Here is a 25,810-nt window from a genome sequence, read left to right on the forward strand (position 1 = left end):
TTCGATCAGGGCGGACGCGGCCGATCAAGGCAAGTGGCGCAACGTGCCCTGATACATCCCCATAAGCGAACGGACTCCCCATCAGGTACACGTTCCGGGAGCCCGATCGGTTCCCTCCGGCCCCTCGCGTGCCCGGCGTTCACCCGTACGAGGAACGTCCCCCCACGCGAACCGCGTGGGGGGACGCCCCGTGACGTACGACGGGCTCCGGTCCTCAGACGTACTGCGCGCGCAGTCTCCGGCGGACCTCCGGCGCCGCGCCGGTACGGTCCAGGCCCAGCAGCGCCGCGCCCAGCACCGGCGGCTCGGACACGACGCGCACCTCGGCCTTCGGGGCGCGCGCCGCGAGGAGTTCGGCGATCCGGTCGTCGAGCTGCGGATGGCGTGCGGCCAGCACACTGCCGCCCAGCAGCACCGGAGCCTCCTCCTCCAGCAGACCGAGCCGCCTCAGCGCGACGGTGGCCATCGCCACCACCTCCTCGGCCAGCCGCTCCACCAGCGCGAGGGCCACCGGGTCCCCGCCCGCGGCCGACGCGAACAGCACCGGCGTCAGCTCGTGCCGCCGCGCCGACGGGATCGCGCCCCGGTGCAGTGCCTCGATGAGCGCGTACATCGAGTCGAGCCCGAAGTGGCCGGGCAGCACACGGGCCAGCTCGGAGGGTTCGCCGCGACCGTCCTCGGCGCGCGCGGCGAACCACAGTGCCTCCTCCGCGAGCCCCGAACCGCCGCCCCAGTCACCGGACAGCCGCCCGATCGCGGGGAAGCGGGCGGTCCGCCCGTCCGGGGTCATGCCCACGCAGTTGATCCCGGCCCCGCACACCACCGCGACGCCCCGGGGCTCGTCCACCCCGGCGCGCAGGATCGCGAAGGTGTCGTTGCGCACCTCCACCGAGGCGCCCCACCCGCGGGCCTCCAGGGCCCCGGCCAACTCGGCCTCCTCGACCGGCAGATCGGCGTTGGCCAGGCACGCGGAGACATGGGCGGACGCGCCGGGCGGGCCACCGCCGTCCGGCAGCTCCGCGACGGCCCGCTCCAGCACGGCGGCCAGCACGTCGATCGCGGCCTCCACCCCGACCACGGGCGGCTGGAAGCCGCCGCCGCGCGCCGTGGACAGCACTGTGCCGTCCTCGCCGATCAGCGCCACGTCGGTCTTGCTGTTGCCCGCGTCGATGGCGACGACCGACACGTTCACGCCCACGGGAGGTGCTCCCGGTTGTGCGCGATCAGCCGGTCGGTGAGGCCCTCGGCGTACGCGTACTGGCCGATCAGCGGGTGCGCGAGGAGGGCCTTGAAGACCCGGTCCCGGCCGCCGCGCAGCGCGGCTTCCAGGGCGAGGTCCTCGTACGCCGTCACGTTGGCGATCAGACCGGCGTACAGCGGGTCCAGCGCCGGGACGGCCAGCGGTGTCGCGCCGTCGTGCCCGACCCGGGCCTGGACCTCGATCACCGCGTCGTCCGGGAGGAACGGCAGGGTCCCGTTGTTGTACGTGTTGACCACCTGGACCGGGGAGCCGCCGTTGCCCAGCAGCGAGGCCGCCAGGTCCACGGCCGCCTCCGAGTAGAACGCGCCGCCGCGCTTGGCGAGCAGCTCGGGCTTCTCGTCCAGCGTCGGGTCGCCGTACATCGCGAGCAGTTCCTTCTCCATCGCCGCGACCTCGGCGGCCCGGGACGGCTTGGTGCCGAGCTCCCTGACCACCTCGTCGTGGGAGTAGAAGTAGCGCAGGTAGTAGGAGGGGACGACGCCGAGCCGGTCGACGACCTGCCGGTCCATGCGGAGGTCGTCGGCGATGGCGTCACCGTGCTCGGCGAGCAGCTTCGGCAGGACGTTCTCGCCGTCCGGGCCGCCCAGGCGCACGCCCAGCTCCCAGGTCAGGTGGTTGAGCCCGACGTGGTCCAGGTGCACCTCGGAGGGGTTCACATCCAGCAGCCGGGCGAACTTCCGCTGGAAGCCGATCGCCACGTTGCACAGGCCGACGGCCTTGTGCCCGGCCTGGAGCAGGGCGCGGGTGACGATGCCGACCGGGTTGGTGAAGTCGATGATCCAGGCGTCCGGGTTGGCGCGGCGGACCCGCTCGGCGATGTCCAGGACGACCGGCACGGTGCGCAGCGCCTTGGCGAGGCCGCCGGCGCCGGTGGTCTCCTGGCCGACGCAGCCGCACTCCAGAGGCCAGGTCTCGTCCTGGTTGCGCGCGGCCTGTCCGCCGACGCGCAACTGGAGCAGGACCGCGTCGGCGTCGGCGACGCCCGCGTCGATGTCGGTGGTGGTCGTGATCCTCCCGGCGTGGTCCTGCTTGGCGAAGATCCGCCGGGCGAGACCTCCCACCAGGTCCAGGCGGTCGGCCGCCGGATCGACGAGCACCAGCTCCTCGATCGGCAGCGTGTCCCGCAGCCGGGCGAATCCGTCGATCAGTTCAGGGGTGTAGGTGGACCCGCCACCCACTACTGCGAGCTTCATGTCAGCCCTTTACTCCGGTCAGTGTGACGCCCTCGACGAATGCCTTCTGGGCAAAGAAGAAGACGGCGATCACGGGGGCCATGACCAGAACGGTCGCGGCCATGGTCAGGTTCCAGTCGGTGTGGTGTGCACCCTTGAAGGATTCGAGGCCGTAACTGAGCGTCCAGGCGGCCGGGTTCTCGGAGGCGTAGATCTGCGGTCCGAAGTAGTCGTTCCAGGCGGCGAAGAACTGGAAGAGGGCGATGGCCGCGATGCCGGGCTTGGCCATCGGCAGGACGACCTTCATCAGCGTGCGGAACTCACCGCAGCCGTCGACCTTGGCGGCGTCCAGGTACTCGTTCGGGATGGTCAGCAGGAACTGCCGCAGCAGGAAGATGGAGAACGCGTCGCCGAAGGCCAGCGGGATGATCAGCGGCCACAGCGTGCCGGACAGGTCCAGCTGCTTCGCCCAGAACAGGTACATCGGGATGATGATGACCTGTGGCGGCAGCATCATCATCGAGATGACGAGCATCAGCGACAGCTTGCGGCCCCGGAAGCGGAACTTCGCCAGCGCGTACGCCACCGGGACGGACGAGACGACGGTGAGGACGGTGCCGAGGCCCGCGTACAGCAGGGTGTTGCGCCACCAGGTCAGAAAGCCCGGGGTGTTGAAGACCCGCTCGTAGTTGCCCCACTCCCAGGTGTTCGGGGTGAGGTCGCGGGTCAGCGCCTGCTGGTCGCTCATCAGCGAGGTGAGCACCACGAAGACGAACGGCAGCACGAAGAAGAGCGCGGCGGCGATCCCGAGCGAGTGCACGGCGATCCAGTGCAGCAGCGCCTTGCGGCGGGCGGTGCGCGCGGCGGGCGTCCGCGGGGAGTTCTCCGGGGCGGCGGCGGTCTTGTCGACGGTGTCGAGGAGTTGGGTCATGGCTCAGTCACCGGCCTGGATCAGGTTGTTGCGGCCCCGCATCAGCAGCGCGGTGAAGGCCATGGCCAGGGCGAACAGGACGAGCGCGACGACACAGGCGGCGCCGTAGTCGAAGCGCTGGAAGCCCAGGTTGTAGACGAGCTGCGGGAGCGTCAGCGTCGACTTGTCGGGATAGCCGGGTTCGAAGGACTGGCCGGAGCCGCCGATGACCCCCGAGGCGACCTTCCCGGCGACGAGTGGCTGCGTGTAGTACTGCATCGCCTGGATGACGCCCGTCACCACGGCGAACAGCACGATCGGCGAGATGTTCGGCAGGGTCACGAAGCGGAACTTCTGCCAGGCGGACGCGCCGTCCAGCTCGGCCGCCTCGTACTGCTCGGTCGGCACGTCCAGCAGTGAGGCCATGAAGATGACCATCAGGTCACCGATGCCCCACACCGCGAGCATGGTGAGCGCCGGCTTGGACCAGGTGGCGTCGTTGAACCAGCCCGGCGTCGGCAGCCCCAGGTCCCCGAGGATCGCGTTGACGGGCCCGGTGCCGGGGTTGAGCAGGAACACGAACGCCAGGGTCGCGGCGACCGGCGGGGCCAGGTAGGGCAGGTAGAACAGCGTCCGGAAGACCCCGGTGCCCGTCTTGATCCTGGTGATCAGCATCCCGACGCCGAGGCCGAAGACGACCCGGCAGGTGACCATGACGAGCACCAGCCACAGCGTGTTGCGCAGCGAGGGCCAGAACATCGGGTAGTCGCTGAAGACGTAGCTCCAGTTGGTCAGCCCGTTGAAGACCGGCGCTCCGAAACCGTCGTACTGGGTGAAGGAGAAGTAGACGGTCGAGATCATCGGGTAGACGAAGAAGACCGAGAACCCGATCAGCCACGGCGACATGAAGGCCGCCGTGCGCAGCGCCGACCTGCGGCGCTTCGAGCGGAGTGTGTGCGTCGTCATCAGGGCTACTTGGCCTTGGCGATGTCGGTGTCGATCTGCCGCGCCGTCTTCTCCAGACCGGCCTTCAGGTCCTTCACCGCGCCCTTCTCGTACTGGTAGCCGAAGTCCTGGATCGTCAGCTGGTACGTCGCCCCGTTGACGGCCCCGTCCGACGTGCTGGACTCGGGGTGCCGGGCGATGTCCAGGAAGGTCTTGAAGCGCGGGTCGAACTTCAGGTCGGGCGACTTCAGCGCCTCAAGGGTGGAAGGCACGTTGCGGATGCCGTTGGCGAAGGCGACGACTGCCTCCGTGTCGCTGGTCATGTACTTGACCAGCTCCCACGCGGCGTTCTGCTTCTTGCTGGCCGGGGCGATGCCCACGATGGTGCCGGAGAGGAAGCCCTTGCCGTAGCTGTCGGCCTCGTCGTCGGCGACGGGCATCGGCGCGACGCCGATCTCGAAGCCCGCCTTGGCGGCCTCGGCCATCCCGAGCCGCCACTCGCCGTCCAGCTGCATGGCGACCTGGCCGGTGTGGAACGGGTGCTTGGCGCCCCACTCGTCACCGAAGGTGCCCCGGTACTTCTCCAGCTTGTCGTAACCGCCGAGGTCCTCGACGAGCTTCTTCTGGTACGTGAACATCTCCGCGAACGCCGGGTCCTTGGCGATGTTGGACTTGCCGTTCTCGTCGAAGTACGTGTGCTTCCACGAGGACATGTAGTGGCTGGCGACGGTCTCGTAGCCGTGGAAGGTCGGCATGAAGCCGAGCTGCTCGTAGCTGTCGCCCTTCTCGACCGTCAGCTTCTTGGCGACGCTCGCCAGTTCGGACATCGTCCTGGGTGGCGCGGTGATCCCGGCCTTCTCGAAGGCGTCCTTGTTGTAGTAGAGGCCGTAGGCGTCCGTGAGCAACGGCAGGGCGCAGCGCTTGCCCTCGAACCGGGTGTAGTCGAGGAGCACCTTCGGGAAGGTCTTCTCCAGGTCGAGCTTCGACTTCTCGATGAACGGCTTCAGGTCCGCGAACGCACCGGAGGAGCAGAACTTGCCGACGTTGGCGGTGGTGAAGGAGGAGACCACGTCGGGCCCGTCCGAACCGCCGGCGCGCAGCGCCTGGTTGAGCTTGTCGTCGTTGATGTTGCCGGAGACCTTCACCGTGATGTTCGGGTGGGCCTTCTCGAACCGGTCGATGTTGTCCTCGACCGCCTTCACCTCGGCGGGCGCGCTCCAGCCGTGCCAGAAGTTGATCGTGGTCTTCGCGTTCGGGTCGTCGGAGGCGCCGGCCTCGGACTGGCCCGTACACGCGGTGGCGAGCACCGATATCGCGGCGACGGCGACAGCGGTGGTGGTGAGACGGCTTGTGCGCATGACAAAACTCCCAGGGACGGGGAAGAGGCAGACGACGGAGTACGGGGGACGGGCGTGGTTCAGCGCGAGGTGTCGAACACTTCGTCTCGGGTGTCGGCGAGCGCCCTCTCCAGGGCGCCGCGCAGTACGGGGGTGCGGTCGATCTCGCCGACCACCAGCCGGGGCCGGGAGGCGGCGAGCTCGGCCAGCTCCGACTGGATCAGGGAGCGCAGGATCTCGCCGCCCGCGGCGACCGCTCCGCCGGAGAGCACGATCAGCCCGGGGTCCAGCACGGCGGTGACGGAGGCGAGCCCGGTGGCGAGCCGCTGGGCGTACTGGCGCAGCAGCTCGGTGAGCGCCTCGTCCCGCTCGTACGCGTCGGCCGCCCGCGCCAGCAGGTCCGCGGCGACCTTCGCGTACGGCTGCTGCGGGGTGTCGACGCCCAGGGCCTTCGCGAGCCGGGGGACCGCCTGGGCGCCCGCCAGCTCCTGGAAGCCGCCGCTGTTGGCCTTGACGACCTGGCGCACGAGCGGGGTGCCCGGCACCGGCAGGAAGCCGACCTCGCCCGCGCCGCCGGTGAAGCCGCGGTGCAGCCGGCCGTTGATGACGAGGGCGGCGCCGAGGCCCTCCTCGTTCCACAGCAGGACGAAGTCCTCGTGGCCGCGGGCCGCGCCGAGGCGCTGCTCGGCGACGGCGACCAGATTGACGTCGTTCTCGTACTCCACCGGCATCGGCAGGAACGCGGCCAGCTCGTCCAGCAGGGTGGGGGAGTGCCAGCCGGGCAGGTGCGAGGCGTACCGCAGCCGCCCGGTGCCCGGGTCGAAGGCGCCCGGCGTGCCGATGACGACCCGGTGGACGTCGGCGCGGGTGAGCCCGGCGTCCTTCACCGCCCCGTCCAGCGCGTCGGCGACCTGGCGCACCACGCTGTCGGCGCGCCGGCCCGGGGTCGCCAGTTCGAACTCCCCGACGGTCCGGCCGGTCACGTCCGCGACGGCGGCGACGATGCGCCGGCCGTTCACGTCGAGCCCGGCCACATGGGCGGCCCGCGCGTTCACCGTGTAGAGCTGGGCGTTGGGCCCGGGGCGCCCCTCGCTGGTCCCGGTGGCGACGACCAGCCCGGCCGCCTCCAGCCGGGCCAGCAGCTGGGACGCGGTGGGCTTGGAGAGGCCGGTCAGCTTCCCGATCCGGGTCCGGGAGAGCGGCCCGTGCTCCAGCAGCAGATCGAGGGCGGCCCGGTCGTTCATGGCCCGCAGCACCCGTGGTGTGCCCGGGGTGCCGGGTGCGCCGGGAGTGGGTCCCGCCATCGTGGATGCACCGCCCTCTGTTCTCAGGACCTCCGGAGCTGATCCGGAGAGACTCTGTTAGGAAAGTTTCCTATTTGGTTGAGAGGACGGTAGAGCGCAGGTCACCGGGGCGTCAATGGGTGACCCCCGTCCGGCAATCAAAGTGTTACCTGACATGGCGACGCCCCCGGTCGCCGTCCTGGGGCCCAGGGGCGGCCGGGGGCGCTGCGGAGGGGCTACTTGTTCAGGTTCGCCGGCGGTATCGGCGTCGCCGCCAGCGACTGCGGGGAGACGGCCGAGGCGTAGGCGGAAGGGGCGGCCATCCCGGCCGTCGGGTCGGGTCCCTCGCTGTCCGTCTGGAGCGGCATCGTGCCGACCATCCGGATGCCCGCCTCGTCCAGCGCCTGCTTGATGCGCCAGCGCAGCTCGCGCTCCACGCCGAGCGCCTTGCCCGGCATCGTCTTCGCGGTCACCCGGAGCGTCATCGAGTCCAGCAGCACCTCGTCCAGGCCGAGCACCTCGACCGGGCCCCACAACCGCTCCGACCAGGGCTCTTCCTTCGTCATCGTGGCGGCGGCGGTGGCGATCGCCTCGCGGACGTGCTCCAGGTTCTCCGTCGGGCGCACCGTGACGTCGATCCCGGCGGTGGACCAGCCCTGGCTGAGGTTGCCTATCCGCTTCACCTCACCGTTGCGGACGTACCAGATCGCGCCGTTCTCGCCGCGCAGCTTGGTGACGCGCAGCCCCACCTCGATGACCTCGCCGGAGGCCACCCCCGCGTCGATGCTGTCCCCGACCCCGTACTGGTCCTCAAGGATCATGAAGACACCGGAGAGGAAGTCCGTGACCAGGTTGCGGGCGCCGAACCCCAGTGCCACACCCGCGACACCGGCGGAGGCGAGGAGCGGCGCCAGGTTGATCTTGAAGGCGCCCAGGACCATCAGGGCGGCCGTCCCCATGATCACGAACGAGGCCACCGATCGCAGCACCGAGCCGATCGCCTCCGAGCGCTGCCGTCTGCGCTCGGCGTTCACCAGCAGCCCGCCCAGTGCCGTGCCCTCCACCGCCTGGGCGCTGCGGTTCATCCGCTCGATCAGATTGGTCAGGGCGCGCCGGATCAGATAGCGCAGCGTGACCGCGACCGCCACGATCAGCAGGATGCGCAACCCGGTGCTCAGCCAGGTGGACCAGTTCTCCTCGACCCACCCCGCGGCGTTCCCGGCCTGTTCGGCGGCTTCGCCCAGCGAGCCGCCCGGCTCGGGAGACGGGGCTGCGGCCAAAAGGACGGACAGCGACACGACAGGGACCTCCAGGAGGACGACGGCTGGTCGATAACACTAACGAAGCCGGGGGAGTGGATCGTTGCCGTCGCGGGAGGAGAGACAGGTCTCACCGGGAACACCTCCGCTGTGGCCGATCGCACAGCGCGGACGGCCGCCCAGGTGAAACACCCGTTCGGCACCGCCGGACGGCTCGTGGAACCCGGAGTGAGAAAAATCCTCCCGGCCCGTTACCCGTACGTGGTGGCGCTTCGACCAGGCATGAGGAGAGACTGAGATCGGATCGTCCCGGCGCGAGCCACGCGCCGCCGGCGTACAAGGAGGCATCCACCGTGCCGCACGTCCTGGTTCTCAACGCGTCGTACGAGCCGCTCGGCGTCGTACCGCTCCGCCGCGCGCTCGTCCTCGTCCTGGAGAACAAGGCCATCTGCCTTGAAGAGTCCGGCTCCTTTCTGCACAGTGCCACCCGTGCCGTGCCCGCACCCAGTGTGGTCCGGCTCAAGCGCTTCGTCCGGGTCCCCTACCGGGGCCCCGTCCCGCTGACGCGGCGGGCGCTGTTCGCCCGGGACGGCGGGCGCTGCATGTACTGCGGGGCCGCCGCGACCAGCGTCGACCACGTCATCCCGCGCAGCCGCGGCGGACAGCACGCCTGGGACAACGTGGTGGCGGCCTGTCGCCGCTGCAACCACGTCAAGGCCGATCGCCATCTGCCCGAGCTGGGCTGGCGGCTGCGCCACCAGCCCGCCCCGCCGACCGGCCTGGCCTGGCGGATCATCGGGACCGGACACCGCGACCCGCGCTGGCTGCCGTATCTGCAACCGTTCGGCGCGGACGACGTGATGGCCCGGATCGACGGCGTGTCCGCCTGAAGCCGGGCCTTCGTCGTCCTCCGCTAGTCGTCGGCGACCGCGTACGCCTCCACCGACCAGAGCGAGTAGCCGTACTCCGTCGCCCGGCGCTCGCCCTGGACCCGGATGAACCGGGTGTCCTTCGCGTCCATCCGGACCGACTCGCGCCCGCCCCGGCCCTCCGTCACGGTCGCGGCGGTGCGCCAGACGCGGCCGTCGGCGGAGACCTGGACGCGGTAGCGGGAGGCGTAGGCGTCCTGCCAGTTCAGCACCACCTGTCCCAGGCGCACCGGCGTCGGCAGCTCGGCCCCCCACCAGGCCCCGTCCTCCACCGGCGATGACCACCGGGTCTCCGGATCGCCGTCGGAGGCGGCCGACGCGGGGAAGTCCGGGGTCTCGTCGCCGGACGACGAGGCCTTCGCCGCACGCGCCAGGTCGGGGCCGGCCGTACGCGGGAAGGCCCGCACGGTCAGCGTGGACTCCTGGCCGCCGAAGGTCAGCGGAACCTCGTACTCGCCCGCCGGGGTGTCCGCCGGGACGGTGATGTCCACGGGCACCTCCGTACGCGACCCGCGCGGCACGGTCGTCTGCTTCGGGACCCGCACCTCGATGCCCTCGGGGGCCTTCGCGGTGAGCTTGCCCTTCACCTCGACCGGACGCCGCCCGGCCAGCCGCGCCGCGACCCGCTGGGGCTCGCCGCCGATCTCCGCGTCCGTCTCGCCGTGCTTCAGGTCGAGCGTGGCGGCGGGCTCGTCGCCGAACCACGGCACCAGGGCGCGCACCTGCGGGGACCCCGCCACGACGGCGGGGGCGGGGGGCAGGGTGGGACTCAGGTAGGAGGGCGGGGAGGTCCGGGCGGCCTCCGGCACGGTGACCCGTACGGCGTCCGCGCGCAGCCCCTTCGCGGCGGTCTGGGTCCAGCCGCTCGGCGAGAGCTTCCCGAGGGCCCGCCACCCCTCACCGGGCACGTGCGCCTCCACGACCGCGTCGGTGAGGGCGGCTCCGGGTTCGGCGAGCGCCGTGACGGCCTCCACCGGGCGGGGTCCGGCCAGCCGGACCGTATAGCTGTGCGCGTCCTTCGTGACCCGGCCCGAGGCGCGGTCGGTTCCGTTCCACCCGGCGGACACCTTCGCCGCCTTGTCCAGGAACGGGTCCAGCACGCCCTCGCCGACCGTGGCCCGGCTCGCCTCGATCTCCTTGCGCAGCGGCTCCAGGGCCAGTTGGACGCGCCAGGCGGCGGCACCGTCGCCGGCGGCCTGGGCCTGGAGCAGGTCCACCGCGAGCTCACCGGCCCGGCCGTAGCGGGCCAGCTGCTCCGTCCAGGGGCGCACCTCGTCGGTCAGCCGGCCCTCCGCGGGGGTCTTCAGCCGCTCGGGGGCCCCGCGCATCACGGAGAAGGCCGCGCGCAGCTCCGCCGCCGCCCGGTCGCGGCGGGAGGCGTCCGCGCGGGAGTTCCAGAACGCGTCGAACAGGGGCTGGAGGTAGGCGGACTCCTCCGCGCCGAGCACCGAGCCCGCGCTGTTCCCGGCCAGCGCCAGCAGCGCCTCCCGGGCGCCCGCGTCCCCGCCCGCCAGATCCTCGACGGCCGCCCGCCACGACTCGTCCGGGCGGTATCCCTTCGGGTTCCAGGCGAAGTCGGCGGCGGTGAACAGCGGGATCCGCGAGGCGGACGCCTGCTCCATCGCGTTGGCCAGCAGCGCCGCCGACCCGCTCGCCACCGCCGGGTCCCGGCCGGTGTACGGACCGAGGAAGATGCGGTCCTGGGCGTAGTCGTTGACCGGGTAGTTGTCCATCGTCACCAGGGGATGGCGGAACGCGGTGCGGGCCCCGGCCAGTTCACCGCCGGTGATCTTCTTCGGCACCACCCCGACACCGGTCCAGGCCACCTGCACCCGGTCGTCCAGTTCGGCCGCCAGCGCGGTGCGGTAGTCGGTGGCCCCGTCCTGGTAGAACTCCGTCGGCAGCACCGACAGCGGGGCGGCGTCCGGGTGCCGTTCCTCCAGATGCCGGGCGAGGGCGCCCGCGACCCGGGCCTGGGCGCGGGCCGCCGCCTTCGGGCCGCTGCCGAAGGTCTCCGCGTCCAGGTCGCAGTGCCACTCGCTGTAGCTGACGTCCTGGAACTGGAGCTGGAAGACCCGGATGCCCAGCGCCCACATGGCGTCGACCTTCTTCGTCAGCGCCCGGACGTCCTGGTCCGAGGCCATGCACATCGCCTGACCGGGAGAGACCGCCCAGCCGAGCGTCACGTGCTCGGCGCGCCCCCGCTCGGCCAGCGCCCGGAAGTCGGCCCGCTTGTCGGCCGGGTACGGCTCGCGCCAACGCGCCAGCCGGTAGGGGTCGTCGCCCGCCGCGTAGAGATAGCGGTTCTGCTTGGTGCGGCCCATGAAGGAGATCTGGGCGAGCCGCTCCTCGCGGGTCCACGGCTCTCCGTAGAACCCCTCGGCCATGCCGCGTACGGCGGTTCCCGGCCAGTCCCGTACCGTCACGCCGGCCACCGAGCCGTCGACGATCAGCTGGCGCAGGGTCTGGACGGCGTGGAAGAGGCCGTCCGCGCCGAGCCCGTCCACCGCGACGGTGGCGCGTCCGGAGACCTGGCCGACCGCGATCCGGTAGCCGCCCGGGGGCAGATCGGCCCGGTCGGGAGCGCGCAGCGCCCGCAGCGCCTCGCCGGCTCCGCTGCCGCCGACACGGACCACGGGCCCCTTGCCCGGCAGGCTCTCGTGCAGGGTCCGCACGCCCGCCCCGCGCAGCAGTGAGCGCGCCTGCTCGACGGCGTACGGATCGGCGTCCGGCGTGGCGACGAGCGTGGCCTCGGAGCCCAGCGGCACGGCGGGCCCGGTGGCCTTCAGGCTCTGCGGGCGGGGCCATACGGACGGTGTCCGCGCACGGTCGGCGCGGTCGGTGGCACCGGCGACGGGCCTGCCCGGATCGGCGGGAGCGGCCGTCGCGGCCGGAGCGACGGAGACGGACCCGAGGAGTCCGCCGATCACGGCGGCGGCCACGGCCGTCGCCTGCCTTCTGCGCCCGATCCGCACGTCGCGCTCCCCTTCGTAACGACCAACTGCCGGCGATGGACCGCCGCGCCGACCGCCTCGTACCGCAGGCGGTGGACCCCGGCGGGGTCCGAGCCCACCACCCGGGCGCGAGGGTGTCAATGCGCATGGCCGTTCCGCCGCATTTGCCGGGAATAGCGACGCCTTCGAGCCCTGTGGGGCTCGTGTGGCGGCCGGGAGTGGCTGAAATCGGCCTATTCCTGCCGTCCAGGGGAACGGGATGTGACCCAGAGCACGTTGGGCTCGTTGTCATAACGCCTGCATCACGTCCACGTCTGCCGCGGCGAGGCTTGGGTAGGTCTGCTGTGTCCTGTTCTCCATGGCCAGGAGGCCACCATGCCCGCTGCCGCGCAGCTTCTGCTCTCCGCCCTCTCCAAACAGGTACCCACGCAGTCCGAATCCGGACCGCTGACCAGCGAACTTCCCCTTGCCGAGGTCGCCCACCTGATCAGCGGGCCGCCGCTCGCCGATGTCTCCCTCCTGCTCGGCGAATCCTCGTTCGCCGATTCCGCGCCGCTGACCAGCGAGCCGCCGCTCGCCGATGCCACCCCTCTCACGAGCGAGCCACCGCTCGCCGCCGTCGCCCCTCTGACCAGCGAGCCGACCGCACCCGGCACCGCAGGGGGCATGGAGTTCCCAGGAGTCTGAATGGGCTTGTCCCGGCTCGCCGCACTGCACGGTGTCGCCACCTCCTACTCCCCGTCGCCGGATGTCACGGTGTCCGTCCCCGACGACACGGTCATCGCCGTGCTCGCCGCGCTGGGCGTCGACGCCGGCACTCCGGCGGACGTACGGAAGTGCCTCGTCGCCGCGGAGTCCCGCTCACGCCTGCTGCCGCCGACCGTGGTGGTCTGGGCCGGCGAGCCCCTGCCGCCCGCCCTGTCCGGGCTGCCACCCGGCTCGACCGTCACGGTCGAGCCGGAACCGGCCGAGGCCCCGGGACACCCCTCGGGCCGCCCGCCCGCGCCGCTGAGCATGCGGACCCGGGCGGCGGCTCCCGCCTCGTCCATGACGCCTCCGGGCGCCTCTGCCGCACCGGTGACGTCCGAGATGGCCCCGGGGGGCGCCGCCACCGCATCCGCGCCGCCCGTGACGCCTCGGGGCAGCGCCGCCACCGCGTCCGCCCCGCACCCGCAGCGCGCCGACGGGGAGCCCCACGCTCCGGCGGCCGTCCCCGCCTGGTGGATCGCGCCGGCCCCCGGCGTCCACCGCATCCACGTCCGTACGCCGGACCACCGCCGCGCCACGGCCACCCTCCTCGTCGCCCCGGCCCGCGTCCCGCAGCCGCCCGAGCGGTCCCACGGCTTCCTGGTCCAGCTCTACTCCCTGCTCTCCGCCCGCTCCTGGGGCATGGGCGACCTCGGCGACCTCGCGGACCTCGCCGCCTGGTCCGGGCGGACCGTCGGCTCCGGGTTCGTCCAGGTCAACCCGTTGCACGCGGCCGTTCCCGGACACCCCACCGACCCGTCCCCGTACCGCCCCTCCTCGCGCCGCTTCCCCGACCCGGTGCACCTGCGCGTCGAGTCGATCCCCGAATACGGCCACGTCCGCGACCGGGCCGCCCTGGACGACCTCCGGCAGGACGCCGCGGCCCTCAGTGAGGCCGTGCTGAACAAGGGCGCGCTGATCGACCGGGACGCCGTCTGGGAGCTGAAGCGGCAGGCCCTGGAGCTGGTCGTCGCGGTGCCGCTCACCCCCGGCCGCCGCGCCGCCTACTGCGACTTCCTGGCCGAGCAGGGGCGGGCGCTGGAGGACCACGCCCTGTGGTGCGCGCTCGCCGAGGTGCACGGCCCCGACTGGCACGCCTGGCCCGAGGCCCTGCGCGACCCCCGCTCCCCGGGAACCGCCCGCGCCCGGACCGAGCTGCTGGACCGGGTCGACTTCCACTGCCGCCTCGCCTGGCTGACCGCCACCCAGCTCGCCGCCGCCCAGCGGGCCGCCGAGGACGCCGGGATGAGCGTCGGGATCGTCCACGACCTCGCCGTCGGCGTACACCCGGCCGGCGCCGACACCTGGGCCCAGCAGGAGGCCTTCGCCCACGGCATGTCCGTCGGCGCGCCCCCCGACGCCTTCAACGCGCGCGGCCAGGACTGGGGCCTGCCGCCCTGGCGCCCCGACGTCCTCGCCGCCACCGGATACGCCGCCTACCGGGGCCTGCTGCGCGGGCTGCTGGCCCACGCCGGGGCCCTGCGCATCGACCACGTCATGGGCCTGTTCCGGCTCTGGTGGGTGCCCGAGGGGCGCCCACCCACCGACGGCACGTACGTCGCCCAGGACGCCGAGGCGATGCTCGCCGTCCTCGTGCTGGAGGCCCACCGGGCCGGGGCCGTCGTCGTCGGCGAGGACCTCGGCACCGTCGAGCCCGGCGTCCGCGAGGCGCTCGCCCGGCGCGGCGTGCTCGGCACCTCGGTGCTCTGGTTCGAGCGCGACTGGGACGGCGACGGACGGCCGCTCGCCCCGGAGAAGTGGCGCCGGGACTGCCTGGCCACCGCCACCACCCACGATCTGCCCTCCACCGCCGCCCGGCTGACCGGCGACCATGTGACGCTGCGCCACCGCCTCGGCCTGCTCACCCGCTCCCTGGAGGAGGAGCTGACCGAGGACGCCACCGACACCGCCGAGTGGCTCGCCCTCCTGGCCCGGCTGCGGATGCTCCCCGAGGGCGACGGCGACGAGGAGGCCGCCGTCCGCGCCGTCCACCGCTTCCTGCTGCACACCCCCGCCCGGATGACCGGTGTCTGGCTCCCCGACACCGTGGGCGACCGCCGCCCGCAGAATCTCCCCGGCACCTGGGACCAGTACCCCAACTGGCGCCTCCCGATCGCCGACGCCGAGGGCCGTCCGGTCACCCTGGAGGAGATCACCGCCTCACCCCGGCTGCACGCGCTGATGGACGTCCTGCGGACCTGAAAAGCCCCGTACGGCACCCCCGGGCGAGCGCCGTCCCCAGGCGTTCGCTACGTTGGCACCGTGGAAAAGATGAACGCTATGCGCGCCGGCGTCGTTGCGGCCGGGACGACGCTGATGATGCTGCTCATGTCGAGCCCGGCGCTCGCGCTCACGCCCGACGACGGCGACGACCCGGCTCCGCGCCTGAGCGCGATCGAGACCATCGGTCTCTACGTCGTCGCGCCCATCGCCCTGTTCGTGGTGATCACGGGCCTGGTCATGGTCCTGGACAAGTCCAAGAAGCAGGTCTGACCCGCACACGTACGCCCTGCGTGAAGGATGCGCCGCCGGTGGGAACCACCGCGCGGCGCATCTGTGCGTCCGGCCCCGCACGTCGACGGGTGCACGGCCCGGGGCAGGAGCACGGCCCGCGCCGGGCCGGTAGGTTGCGCCCATGACCGAGTGGGACGTCAAGAAGCTCCGCATCCTGCGCACCCTGCGCGACCGGGACACGGTGACGGCGACCGCCGAAGCGCTCCTGATGACCCCCTCGGCGGTCTCCCAGCAGCTCACCAACCTGGCCAAGCAGCTCGGCGTGGACCTCCTGGAGGCCCAGGGCCGCCGGGTCCGTCTCACCGACGCCGCCCACCTCGTCCTGCGCCACGCGGAGGCCGTCTTCGCCCAGTTGGAACGGGCGGAGGCCGAACTGACCGGCTACCTGCGCGGCGAGGCGGGCGAGGTCAGGGTCGCCGCGTTCTCCACCGCCGTGCCCGCCCTCGTCGTCCCCGCCGTCCGGCTGCTGCGCGCCGAGGACCGCCCGGGGCCCGACGTACGCGTACGGGAGGCCGAGGCCGCCCAGGCCTACGAGCTGCTCACCGCGGGCGAGGTGGACCTGGCCCTGTCGCTGGCCGCCCACGCGCCCACCGCCCGCGACCCCCGCTTCAGCCTCTTCCCGCTGCTCGCCGACCCCCTGGACGTGGCGCTCCCCGCCGACCACCCGCTGGCCGCCGCCCCCGCCCCGCGCCTCGCTGACCTGGCCGCCGACCGCTGGATCTTCGGCGGCTCGGGACCCTGGTCCGAGATCACCACCGCCGCCTGCGAGGCGGCGGGCTTCGTCCCCGAGCAGGCCCACAGCGCCGCCGGGTGGACCGCGATCCTCGCCCTGGTCGAGGCGGGCATGGGCGTCGCGCTGGTCCCCCGGATGGCCACCCGGGAGCGTCGCGAGGGCGTGGTGATGCGGGTGCTGGAGGCGGACCGGCCGCGCCGCCACGTGGTGGCGGCGGTCCGGCACGGGGCGGAGAGCGGACCGGCGGTGGCCCGGGTCCTCGCGGCACTCACCGAAGCGGCCAGTTCGTTCAGCTGAGCTGAACAATATCTGCGAAAACTTTCGATGGACCTGATGGGTGCGATGGCGCGAAGGTGAGAAGCATGACCTTCGACGCGAGCGAGACCACATTCCAGGACACCGACACCGACCCCCACGCCAATGACGCCGCGCCCTACGGCGGCGGCGACCCCTACGCCGACTACCGCGAAGCCGGAGACCTCCCCTTCACCGAGCTCGTCGACCTCGCCGACCGCCGCCTCGGCGCGGGCGTGATCGCCGCCAACGACGAGTTCTTCGCCGAGCGCGAGAACCTCCTGATCCGTGAGCGCGCCGTCTTCGACCCCGAGCACTTCGGGCACAAGGGCAAGATCATGGACGGCTGGGAGACCCGCCGCCGCCGCGGCGCGGACGCCGACCACCCCTTCCCGGCCCCCGAGGACCACGACTGGGCCATCGTCCGCCTCGGCGCCGCCGGTATCGTCCGCGGCCTGATCGTGGACACCGCCCACTTCCGCGGCAACTACCCGCAGCGCGTATCGGTGCAGGCCACCTCCGTCGAGGGCGCCCCGAGCCCCGAGCAGTTGCTCGCCGACGACGTGAAGTGGGAGGAGATCCTCCCGCCCACCCCCGTGCGCGGCCACGCCGCCAACGCCTTCGAGATCACCGGCGGCCGCCGCTACACCCACCTGCGCCTCTGCCAGCACCCCGACGGCGGCATCGCCCGCCTCCGCGTGCACGGCGAGGTCGTCCCGGACCCGGCCTGGCTCGCCGCGCTCGGCACCGTCGACCTGATCTCGGTCCTCAACGGCGGTACGTACGAGGACGCCTCCGACCGCTTCTACTCCTCGCCCACCCAGATCATCCTGCCGGGCACCTCCCGCAAGATGGACGACGGCTGGGAGAACCGCCGCCGCCGGGTCCGCGACACCAACGACTGGGTACGCTTCCGCCTCCCCGCCCAGGGCGCGGTCCGCGCGATCGAGATCGACACCGCCTACCTCAAGGGCAACTCCGCCGGCTGGATCGCCCTCCAGGGCCGCAACGGCGACACCGGCGAGTGGTTCGAGATCGTCCCGCGCACCCGCCTCCAGCCCGACACCCTCCACCGCTTCGTGCTGCGCGCCCAGGCCGTCGTCACCCACGTCCGGCTCGACGCCTTCCCCGACGGCGGCGTGGCCCGCATGCGGCTGCACGGCACGCTCACGGAGTCCGGCGCGGCGGAGCTCACCCGCCGCTACGAGGAGTCGGGCGCGTAACCCCGTAACCCTCAGGCCGGCACCCCCAGTTCCCGCCCGGCGGACGGTTGCGCTCCTGCGCCCGCCCGCCGGGCGGTTTCCACCCGGGGCGGAACCCGAAGGGCGCCCACTCCGCCGCGACGAAGAGGGCGCCCCCAGGGCCGTACGTGCCGCTACGCGGTGGCCGCCGCCGTGTCCGCCGCCTGCGCCTTCAGGGCGCGCTCCACACCGGACCGCGACTCCGACATCAGCCGGCGCAGAGCCGCGCTCGGCTCCGCCGAGGCCAGCCAGGCGTCCGTGGCGTCCAGGGTCTCCTGGGAGACCTGGAGGGCCGGGTAGAGGCCCACCGCGATCTGCTGGGCCATCTCGTGGCTGCGCGAGTCCCAGACGTCCTTCACCGCGGCGAAGAACTTCTCCGTGTACGGGGCCAGCAGCTCGCGCTGGTCCGTCTGGACGAAGCCGCTGATGACCGCTTCCTGGAGCGAGTTGGGCAGCTTGTCGGACTCCACGACCGAGGCCCACGCCTCGGCCTTGGCCTCCTCCGACGGCATGGCCGCCCGCGCGGAGGCCGCGTGGCGCTCGCCCGCCGCCGTCCTGTCGCGCTCGTACTCGGCGGCGATCTCCTCCTCGTCCAGCAGCCCGGTGGCCGCCAGCCGCTGCACGAACGCCCACCGCAGCTCGGTGTCGACGGCCAGGCCCTCGATGGTCTCCGTGCCGTCCAGCAGCGACTGGAGCAGGTCCAGCTGCTGCGGGTTGCGGGCCGTCGCCGCGAAGGCACGGGCCCAGGCCAGCTGGTGGTCGCTGCCCGGCTCCGCCGCGTGCAGGTGCGCCAGCGTCGCGTCGGTCCACTGGTTGAGCGCGCCCTCACGGGTCTCCGGCGCCGCGTACAGGTCCAGGGCCAGCTTCACCTGGCGGTGCAGCGACTGCACGACGCCGATGTCCGACTCCTTGCCGATGCCGGAGAGCACCAGCGCGAGGTAGTCGCGGGTCGCCAGCTCGCCGTCGCGTGTCATGTCCCAGGCCGAGGCCCAGCTCAGGGCGCGCGGCAGCGACTCGGCGAAGTCGCCCAGGTGCTCGGTGACGACCCGCAGCGACTCCTCGTCGAGGCGGACCTTGGCGTAGGAGAGGTCGTCGTCGTTGAGCAGGATGACGGCCGGGCGGGCCTTGCCCTCCGGGAACGGCACGGTGGTGCGCTCGCCGTCGACGTCCAGCTCGATCCGGTCGGTGCGCACGAGCTTGCCGTCCGCGTCGAGGTCGTAACAGCCGACGGCGATGCGGTGCGGGCGGAGCGTCGGCTCGCCCTTCGCGCCGGCGGGCAGCGCGGGGGCCTCCTGGAGCACGGTGAAGGAGGTGACGTGACCGTCTCCGTCGGTCTCGATCTCCGGGCGCAGGATGTTGATGCCCGCCGTCTCCAGCCACGCCTTCGACCAGGTCTTCAGGTCGCGGCCGGAGGTCTTCTCCAGGGCGCCCAGCAGGTCGGAGAGGCGGGTGTTGCCGAAGGCGTGCGCCTTGAAGTACGCCTGCACGCCCTGGAAGAACGCGTCCTTGCCGACGTACGCCACGAGCTGCTTGAGCACGGAGGCGCCCTTGGCGTACGTGATCCCGTCGAAGTTGACGAGGACGTCGTCCAGGTCCTGGATGTCCGCCATGATCGGGTGCGTGGAGGGCAGCTGGTCCTGCCGGTACGCCCAGGTCTTCATGGAGTTGGCGAACGTGGTCCAGGAGTGCGGCCACTTCGATCCCGCGGCGTCCGCCTGGCAGGCGATCGAGGTGTAGGTGGCGAACGACTCGTTCAGCCAGAGGTCGTTCCACCACTCCATCGTGACGAGGTCGCCGAACCACATGTGGGCCAGCTCGTGCAGGATGGTCTCGGCCCGCACCTCGTACGCCGCGTCCGTCACCTTGGAGCGGAAGACGTACTGGTCACGGATGGTGACCGCGCCCGCGTTCTCCATCGCGCCCGCGTTGAACTCCGGGACGAAGAGCTGGTCGTACTTGGCGAACGGGTACGCGTAGTCGAACTTCTCCTGGAACCACTCGAAGCCCTGCCGGGTGACGGCGAAGATGTCGTCCGCGTCCAGGTACTCCGCGAGCGAGGGACGGCAGTAGATGCCGAGCGGGACGGACTGGCCGTCCTTCTCGTAGCTGCTGTGTACCGCGTGGTACGGCCCCACGATGAGCGCCGTGATGTACGTGGAGATGCGCGGCGTCGGCTCGAAGGTCCAGACGTCGTCCTTCGGCTCCGGCGTCGGGGAGTTCGAGATGACCGTCCAGCCGGACGGGGCCTTCACGGTGAACGCGAAGGTCGCCTTCAGGTCGGGCTGCTCGAACGAGGCGAAGACGCGGCGCGCGTCCGGGACCTCGAACTGCGTGTACAGATAGGCCTGCTCGTCGACCGGGTCGACGAACCGGTGCAGGCCCTCACCGGTGTTGGTGTACGCGCAGTCGGCGACGACCTTCAGTTCGTTGGCGCCCTCACGCAGATGCGGCAGGGCGATCCGCGCGTCGCGGAACACGGCGGCCACGTCCAGGTCCTTGCCGTTCAGCACCACGTCGTGGACGGCCGGGGCGACCAGGTCGATGAACGACTCCGCACCCGCCTCCGCGCAGTCGAAGCGCACGGTGGTCACGGACCTGTAGGTGCCGCCCTCCTGCGCTCCGGAGAGGTCGAGATCGATCTCGTACGCGTCCACGGTCAGCAGGCGCGCCCGCTCCTGTGCCTCTTCGCGGGTCAGATTCGTGCCAGGCACGCGGTCATCTCCTAGGTGTGCGACTTGATAAGCGGCGTTTCCGACCATCCTTCCACGTAGCGTGCTCCCAGCGCGATGTCCGTTTCCCGCCGGACGCGGAGGGCTCCGCGGGACACGCTCGAACCATGACCGGACACCAGCCGCGCCCCATCGCCCCCGCCGCTCTCGGCGGACTCTGCACCACCGACGACGCGGGCCGGCCCTGCCGCCCGTACACCGCGACCGAGGGCGGCCACCCCCTGCGCTGCTGTCTGCGCGGCAGCGAGCCGGGGGAGCGCATCGCCCTCGTCTCCTACGCCCCGCTGCGCCGCTGGGCCCGCGCGACCGGGGCGAGCCCTGGGGCGTACGACGAGCAGGGGCCCGTCTTCATCCACGCCGAGGCGTGCGCCGGCCCGGACCCCGAGCGGGCCGGATACCCCTTCGCACGCCCCGGCGCACTGCGGGTCGTGCGCCGCTACGACGCCCGGGGGCACATCGCGGGCGGCCGGCTGCTGGAGATCCCGGCCGACACGGAGAAGGGCTTCGACGCGGCCCTCGACGAGGCGTTCGCGGACCCGGAGGTGGCGTTGGTGCACGTGCGGGCCGTGGAGTACGGGTGCTTCCACTTCGAGGTGCGGCGGGGCTGAGCGGGGCAGGACACGGGGAGGGGCGGCCACCGGTGCGCGGTGGCCGCCCCTCCCCGTACGCGTACGGCTGCGGTCAGCCCTTCAGCTCGGCTGCCACCAGTTCCGCGATCTGCACGGCGTTCAGCGCCGCGCCCTTGCGGAGGTTGTCGTTGGAGACGAACAGCGCGAGGCCGTGGTCCACCGTCTCGTCGACCCGGATGCGGCCCACGAAGGAGGCGTCCTTGCCGGCCGCCTGGAGCGGGGTCGGGATCTCCGAGAGCTCGACGCCCTCGGCGTCCTTCAGCAGCTCGTAGGCGCGCTCGACGCCGATCGGGCGGGCGAAGCGGGCGTTGATCTGGAGCGAGTGGCCGGAGAAGACCGGGACCCGGACGCAGGTGCCGGACACCTTCAGCTCCGGAATCTCCAGGATCTTGCGGGACTCGTTGCGGAGCTTCTGCTCCTCGTCGGTCTCGAACGAGCCGTCGTCGACGATGGAGCCCGCCAGCGGCAGCACGTTGAACGCGATCGGGCGCTTGTAGACGGCCGGCTCCGGGAAGTCCACGGCCTCGCCGTCGTGGGCCAGCTTCTCGGCCTCGGCGACGACCTTGGCCGCCTGGCCGTGCAGCTCGGCGACCCCGGCGACCCCGGAGCCGGAGACGGCCTGGTAGGTGGCGACGGTCAGCGCTTCGAGACCGGCCTCGTCGTGCAGGGGGCGCAGTACGGGCATGGCGGCCATCGTCGTGCAGTTCGGGTTGGCGATGATCCCCTTCGGGCGGACCCGGGCGGCGTGCGGGTTGACCTCGGAGACGACGAGGGGGACCTCGGGGTCCTTGCGCCAGGCGGAGGAGTTGTCGATCACCACGGCGCCCTGGGAGGCGACCTTCTCGGCCAGCGCCTTCGAGGTCGCGCCGCCGGCGGAGAACAGCACGATGTCCAGGCCCGTGTAGTCGGCCGCGGAGGCGTCCTCGACGGTGACGCCGGAGCCCTTGAAGTCGATCGTGGAGCCCGCGGAGCGGGCCGAGGCGAACAGCCGCAGCTCGTCGACCGGGAAGTCCCGCTCGGCCAGGATCCTGAGCATGACTGTGCCGACCTGACCGGTGGCGCCGACGATTCCGACCTTCACGAGGACTCCTCTGTTCTGCACGTCCGGAGTCTGTCCGTCCGTGCGTCTGTGCGGCCCGTTTGCCGCTCCATGATGCGTATGTCCTGGCCCGCCTTGTCCAATCCATTGTCCGACCTGCGGACTCCTCGCGCGAGGACCGCAGATTCCGCAACGTCCGTGCGTACGCGGGAAACATCCGCGGCGGGCGTCCGGGGGGTGTGACGAGGAACACGCAGGCGGGGCGGGTGCTCGTGAGAGCGCGTGTTGACCAGCTGGACCTCGCCGAAGAACTGACGGCCCTCGGGAGCCGCTCCGGCGACCACGACCTCGGCGCCGACCTGGGCCGACGCACCGTTGGCCAGGTTCACGGCCTTGGCGGAGTCGACCTTGATCGTGCCGAGCGAGGCCGAGTAGAAGACGTCGCGGTAGTCGTACGTGGTGGACCCGGACGGGACCGCGTAGCCGTCGACGACGACCGTGTACGTGCCCGCGGCGGGCTTGACCAGGCTGACCGACTCCTCGGAACCGGCGGAGGTCGAGCTGCCGACCTGCGTGGCGCCCCGGAAGACGAGCAGGTCGATGTCCGCGTTGGCGTCCGACGTGCCCCCGATGGCGATGTCGAGCTTCTCGACACCCGCGCCGATGGTGACCGTGGTCTCACGGGTCTGGCCCGTCGAGATCGACGGCTTCTCCACCTTGGCCGAGCCCAGCGAGCCGCCCTGGAGCTTGCCCTGGAGGGCGGCGGCGCCGTTGGTGACCTTCCAGTCCACCGCGGCGGGAGCGCCGATCTTCGCCTCGGCGATGGTCCGCACCGCCGGGTCGAAGGTCACGCCGAGCAGCGAGACATCCAGCTTGTACGGGTTGTCCAGCAGCGGCGACGTACGGCGCGCCTCGACCTCGATCTCCCACACGCCGGGCTGCGGGTCCTTGTAGGAACGCGCGTCCGGGCGGCAGGTGTTGGCCGGGTTCTCGTAGTTCGGGTAGCAGTTGATCGTGGAGGTCGGGTCGACCGGCGTCCCGTACGGGTGCAGGGAGACGAACCGGGTCTGGCTGCCCGAGCGCAGGGCGCTGAGGGCGACCTCAAGGGTCTTCGCGCCCTCCGGCACGTTGACGAAGTACGACGTGGTGCCGTTGCGCTGGACCGAGCCGGACGCCTTGTAGGCGTAACCGGGCTGCTGCAGCTCCTGGGCGATGACGACCGTGGTCATGATCTGGTGGTCGACGCCGGAGGTCTTCTTGTCGTCGACCCGCAGGATGGCGCTGTGGACTCCGGCGGTCTTCGCCTTCGCCCTGACCTTGAGCTTGACCGGCGTGTCGAGCGGCAGCGAGACGTACCGGGGGCTGCTCAGCTCGAAGGTGCCGTCGTTGTTCTTCCAGGACAGCTTGTGCTGGACGTCGCGGTCCGGGCCCGTGGTGCGGGTGACGACGACGTCGTAGACCTTGGACTCGCCGACCTTCAGGCCGCCCTCGCGGTCGTAGAGGCCGGTGCCGAAGCCCGGGTCCTTGAGCGCGAAGTCGATCGCGGTGTCGACCGGGGCCTTCACCGAGAACTCGTGCGCGGGCTTGCCCTGCTTGGCGATCTGCTTCCACGCCTTGACGATGTTGATCAGACCGGAGCCCTGGACGTGCGCGGGCACGTCCTTGATGTGGCTCGCGGTGCTGGTCAGCGCCGAGCGCAGGTCGGCCGGGGGAAGCTCGATGTTCTTCTGCTTCGCGGCCGACAGCAGCAGCGCTGCCGCGCCCGCCGCCTGCGGGGAGGCCATCGAGGTGCCCTGGAGCATGGAGTAGCCGGCGGGCAGGTCGTAACCCGCCTCCTTGACCGGACCGCCCGGCGCCCAGGTCTGGGTGGTGTTGATGGACGCACCCGGCGCCGAGATGATCGGCGTGAAGCCGCCGTCCTCACGCGGACCGCGCGAGGAGAAGGGCAGCATGTCGTACTTCTTGGTGACGTTGGAGCCGTAGTTGGCCGCCCACGTCTCCTTGGAGATCGACGCGCCGACCGAGATCACGTGGTCGGCGAGCGACGGGTCGCCGATGGTGTTGAGCCCCGGGCCGCTGTTGCCGGCCGAGATGACCAGCTGGACGCCGTAGATGTCGACGAGCCGCTTGTACAGCTCGGCGCGCGCGTTGTTGCCGTCGTTCAGCGGCGGCAGGCCGCCGATCGACATGTTGACGATGTCGACGCCGCGGTTGACGACGAGGTCGATCATGCCCTCGGTCAGCGCGATGTTGGTGCAGCCGCCGGACCAGGTGCAGGCACGCGAGGAGACGATCTTGGCGCCGGGGGCGGCACCGTTCATCTCGCCGCCGAACAGCCCGTTGGCCGCGGTGATGCCCGCGACGTGCGTGCCGTGCGAGCCCTCGATGACACCGATGTTGACGTAGTCGGCCTTCGCGCCCGCGGCGTTGTAGACGACGTTCTTGCGGTTCTCGACGACGAACGGGATGCGCTCGACGACCGGGGTGCGCGGGTCGTCCTCACCGAAGTAGGAGACCTGGAACTTCTCCTTGTACGGCTTGAGGACCTTGTCGTCGGAGAAGTCCGCGTTCTCGTTCAGGTCGACCCGCGTGGTGCCGGTGACCGGGTCGTACAGCACGCCCCAGACGTCGGTGGTGTCACCGTCGCGGTTCAGGTCGCCCTGCATGTCGCCGCCGGTGGTGGCCGACTCGGCGAACGTGGCGAACTTGTAGCTGCCCGCCGGCGCCGCATAGGTCTTCCCGCCGGACGTGAACGTCGGGCCCGAGACCGACTGGGACATGCGCAGCCAGGTGCCGTCGCCGTCGCTCACCGGGTCGGTCGCGGTCACCCAGTCGACGATCTTGCGCTCGCCGGTGGTGGTCTTCTTCAGGGCCGGGTGACCGACGTCGACGCCGGAGTCCAGGACGCCGATGGTGATCCCGCGGCCGTCGGCCTTCGGGTTCTTCTCGACGAACTTCACCGCGCCCGTCTCGTGGGACGGGTTGTACGGGTTCTTCGCCGGGGTCTTCTTGTCCGGCGCCGGGTAACTGCCCGTGGCCTTGAGCTGCTTGGCCTTGGCCGCGCGGTCGCCCGCGGGCGTCGGGTCGTCCAGCTTGATCTCCTGCTTGAGATCGATGCCGAGGACGGAGGAGAGCTTGGAGGCCGCCGTGATGGTGGACTCGGCGCTCTTCGTCGGAACCGTCGCCCGGACGTAGCCGAGCTTGTCGTAGGTCTGGCCGAGCACGGAGCCCTCGACGGCGTCCAGCTGCTTGCTGACCTGCTCGGTCGCCCCAGGGGTGGTGGCGACCATCATGGTGACGCTCTTCTCGCCCTTGGCCTCGGCCTTCGCCAGGACGTCGGCGTCGGCCTTGCCGAGCTTGTCGCCCCGGTCGCTCGTGGCGGCCGGCTTGACGGGCGCCGGAGCCGGGTCGTCGGTGGCGAAGGCCGGTGCGGCGCCGGAGGCGGCCAGTGCGGCCGCCAGTCCGGCCGCGGCCGCGATACGAGCGGCGCGTCTCGCCCCGGGTATGGAACTGGGGGATTCCTTGGTCATCTGTGTCCCTGTAATGGAAAGAGAGAGTCCGGAATGCGGTACCGGATGACCGCTTACCCTGTCGTAAATGACAGGGGTTTGTGGAGAGTTGACGGAGGCGAGTTGGGGACATGGCATAGATCCGCCATGGGGCGCGATGTGCCACGAGGGATGAACGGGGTCAAACGGTGCGCTCGTGGCGCCTGGTGGCGGCTAGCGGTCCAGACCTGTGGCGCGTGGTCTGGACCAGCGTGTGCCGCCGGGCCCCTCGCCGCCGGGCCCCTCGCCGCCGGGCCGCCCGCCGCCGGACCGGTCGCCGTAGGCC

The 25,810-nt window shown here is 71.8% G+C and carries 17 protein-coding genes and 1 pseudogene; 7 read left to right on the forward strand and 11 right to left on the reverse strand.

The features are described from left to right. Positions 1–214 precede the first annotated feature (214 nt). The 7 genes from CR470_RS10205 to CR470_RS10235 form a co-directional block, all read right to left on the reverse strand. Complete coding sequence (locus CR470_RS10205) at positions 215–1,198, reverse strand: N-acetylglucosamine kinase (protein WP_097867253.1); 984 nt, start codon at positions 1,196–1,198, stop codon at positions 215–217. Further along, entirely contained in the window at positions 1,189–2,454 is a 1,266-nt protein-coding gene (locus CR470_RS10210; RefSeq protein ID WP_097867254.1) for a 6-phospho-beta-glucosidase, read from the reverse strand. The genes CR470_RS10205 and CR470_RS10210 overlap by 10 nt, the downstream gene beginning before the upstream one ends. Before the next feature lies 1 nt (position 2,455). Next, positions 2,456–3,364: a carbohydrate ABC transporter permease gene (locus tag CR470_RS10215; RefSeq protein ID WP_097867255.1), complete on the reverse strand. Its 909-nt coding sequence runs from the start codon at positions 3,362–3,364 to the stop codon at positions 2,456–2,458. Between the two features lie 3 nt (positions 3,365–3,367). After that, positions 3,368–4,309: a carbohydrate ABC transporter permease gene (locus tag CR470_RS10220; RefSeq protein WP_097867256.1), complete on the reverse strand. Its 942-nt coding sequence runs from the start codon at positions 4,307–4,309 to the stop codon at positions 3,368–3,370. A gap of 5 nt (positions 4,310–4,314) precedes the next feature. After that, positions 4,315–5,646, reverse strand: a complete 1,332-nt coding sequence (locus CR470_RS10225) for an ABC transporter substrate-binding protein (RefSeq protein WP_097867257.1) — start codon at positions 5,644–5,646, stop codon at positions 4,315–4,317. 59 nt (positions 5,647–5,705) lie between these two features. After that, positions 5,706–6,929 carry an ROK family transcriptional regulator gene (locus tag CR470_RS10230; RefSeq protein ID WP_097867258.1) on the reverse strand — a complete coding sequence of 408 codons (1,224 nt, stop codon included), beginning with the start codon at positions 6,927–6,929 and terminating at the stop codon, positions 5,706–5,708. Positions 6,930–7,144: 215 nt separating this feature from the next. Beyond that, positions 7,145–8,206 (reverse strand): mechanosensitive ion channel family protein, encoded by a 1,062-nt coding sequence (locus CR470_RS10235; RefSeq protein WP_097867259.1) that lies wholly within the window; start codon positions 8,204–8,206, stop codon positions 7,145–7,147. A 314-nt stretch (positions 8,207–8,520) separates the two neighbouring features. Here CR470_RS10235 and CR470_RS10240 point away from each other — a divergent pair, with 314 nt between their 5' ends. Further along, positions 8,521–9,057 carry an HNH endonuclease gene (locus tag CR470_RS10240; protein ID WP_003969129.1) on the forward strand — a complete coding sequence of 179 codons (537 nt, stop codon included), beginning with the start codon at positions 8,521–8,523 and terminating at the stop codon, positions 9,055–9,057. A 23-nt stretch (positions 9,058–9,080) separates the two neighbouring features. On the opposite strand, the gene CR470_RS10245 is transcribed toward CR470_RS10240, so the two are convergent. After that, positions 9,081–12,071: a beta-N-acetylglucosaminidase domain-containing protein gene (locus CR470_RS10245; protein ID WP_097867260.1), complete on the reverse strand. Its 2,991-nt coding sequence runs from the start codon at positions 12,069–12,071 to the stop codon at positions 9,081–9,083. 354 nt (positions 12,072–12,425) lie between these two features. On the opposite strand from CR470_RS10245, the gene CR470_RS10250 reads away from it, so the two are divergent. The 5 genes from CR470_RS10250 to alc all read left to right on the forward strand — a co-directional run bounded on the left by CR470_RS10250 (position 12,426) and on the right by alc (position 17,561). After that, a complete protein-coding gene (locus tag CR470_RS10250) occupies positions 12,426–12,737 on the forward strand; it encodes a hypothetical protein (protein ID WP_097867261.1) in 312 nt (103 codons plus the stop codon). After that, entirely contained in the window at positions 12,738–14,999 is a 2,262-nt protein-coding gene (gene malQ, locus CR470_RS10255; RefSeq protein ID WP_373561400.1) for a 4-alpha-glucanotransferase, read from the forward strand. A gap of 78 nt (positions 15,000–15,077) precedes the next feature. Then, complete coding sequence (locus CR470_RS10260) at positions 15,078–15,290, forward strand: hypothetical protein (RefSeq protein WP_032793216.1); 213 nt, start codon at positions 15,078–15,080, stop codon at positions 15,288–15,290. 142 nt (positions 15,291–15,432) lie between these two features. After that, positions 15,433–16,341 (forward strand): LysR substrate-binding domain-containing protein, encoded by a 909-nt coding sequence (locus CR470_RS10265; RefSeq protein WP_097867262.1) that lies wholly within the window; start codon positions 15,433–15,435, stop codon positions 16,339–16,341. Positions 16,342–16,406: 65 nt separating this feature from the next. After that, positions 16,407–17,561, forward strand: coding sequence for an allantoicase (gene alc, locus CR470_RS10270; RefSeq protein ID WP_097867263.1), 1,155 nt, complete (start codon positions 16,407–16,409; stop codon positions 17,559–17,561). 152 nt (positions 17,562–17,713) lie between these two features. Here alc and pepN read toward each other — a convergent pair whose 3' ends face one another. Next, positions 17,714–20,290: an aminopeptidase N gene (pepN, locus tag CR470_RS10275; protein WP_097867264.1), complete on the reverse strand. Its 2,577-nt coding sequence runs from the start codon at positions 20,288–20,290 to the stop codon at positions 17,714–17,716. 125 nt (positions 20,291–20,415) lie between these two features. Between pepN and CR470_RS10280 the strand changes: the two genes are divergently transcribed. Next, entirely contained in the window at positions 20,416–20,916 is a 501-nt protein-coding gene (locus CR470_RS10280; RefSeq protein ID WP_097867265.1) for a DUF1203 domain-containing protein, read from the forward strand. Between the two features lie 73 nt (positions 20,917–20,989). Here CR470_RS10280 and CR470_RS10285 read toward each other — a convergent pair whose 3' ends face one another. Further along, positions 20,990–22,018 (reverse strand): aspartate-semialdehyde dehydrogenase, encoded by a 1,029-nt coding sequence (locus tag CR470_RS10285; protein WP_097867266.1) that lies wholly within the window; start codon positions 22,016–22,018, stop codon positions 20,990–20,992. Between the two features lie 236 nt (positions 22,019–22,254). Further along, positions 22,255–25,506 (reverse strand): annotated as a pseudogene (locus CR470_RS10290) (S8 family serine peptidase); the annotation flags it as partial. Positions 25,507–25,810: the final 304 nt, after the last annotated feature.

This window comes from Streptomyces sp. rh34, from assembly GCF_002551245.1.
In the GTDB taxonomy this organism is placed as follows: domain Bacteria; phylum Actinomycetota; class Actinomycetes; order Streptomycetales; family Streptomycetaceae; genus Streptomyces.

Excerpts from the sequence above, each read along its gene's own strand:
- CR470_RS10215 (WP_097867255.1), bottom strand. The coding sequence starts at position 3,364 with ATGACCCAACTCCTCGACACCGTCGACAAGACCGCCGCCGCCCCGGAG.
- CR470_RS10250 (WP_097867261.1), top strand. The coding sequence starts at position 12,426 with ATGCCCGCTGCCGCGCAGCTTCTGCTCTCCGCCCTCTCCAAACAGGTA.
- CR470_RS10225 (WP_097867257.1), bottom strand. The coding sequence starts at position 5,646 with ATGCGCACAAGCCGTCTCACCACCACCGCTGTCGCCGTCGCCGCGATA.
- CR470_RS10260 (WP_032793216.1), top strand. The coding sequence starts at position 15,078 with ATGCGCGCCGGCGTCGTTGCGGCCGGGACGACGCTGATGATGCTGCTC.
- alc (WP_097867263.1), top strand. The coding sequence starts at position 16,407 with ATGACCTTCGACGCGAGCGAGACCACATTCCAGGACACCGACACCGAC.
- CR470_RS10265 (WP_097867262.1), top strand. The coding sequence starts at position 15,433 with ATGACCGAGTGGGACGTCAAGAAGCTCCGCATCCTGCGCACCCTGCGC.
- CR470_RS10220 (WP_097867256.1), bottom strand. The coding sequence starts at position 4,309 with ATGACGACGCACACACTCCGCTCGAAGCGCCGCAGGTCGGCGCTGCGC.
- CR470_RS10230 (WP_097867258.1), bottom strand. The coding sequence starts at position 6,929 with ATGGCGGGACCCACTCCCGGCGCACCCGGCACCCCGGGCACACCACGG.
- CR470_RS10210 (WP_097867254.1), bottom strand. The coding sequence starts at position 2,454 with ATGAAGCTCGCAGTAGTGGGTGGCGGGTCCACCTACACCCCTGAACTG.
- CR470_RS10280 (WP_097867265.1), top strand. The coding sequence starts at position 20,416 with ATGACCGGACACCAGCCGCGCCCCATCGCCCCCGCCGCTCTCGGCGGA.
- malQ (WP_373561400.1), top strand. The coding sequence starts at position 12,738 with ATGGGCTTGTCCCGGCTCGCCGCACTGCACGGTGTCGCCACCTCCTAC.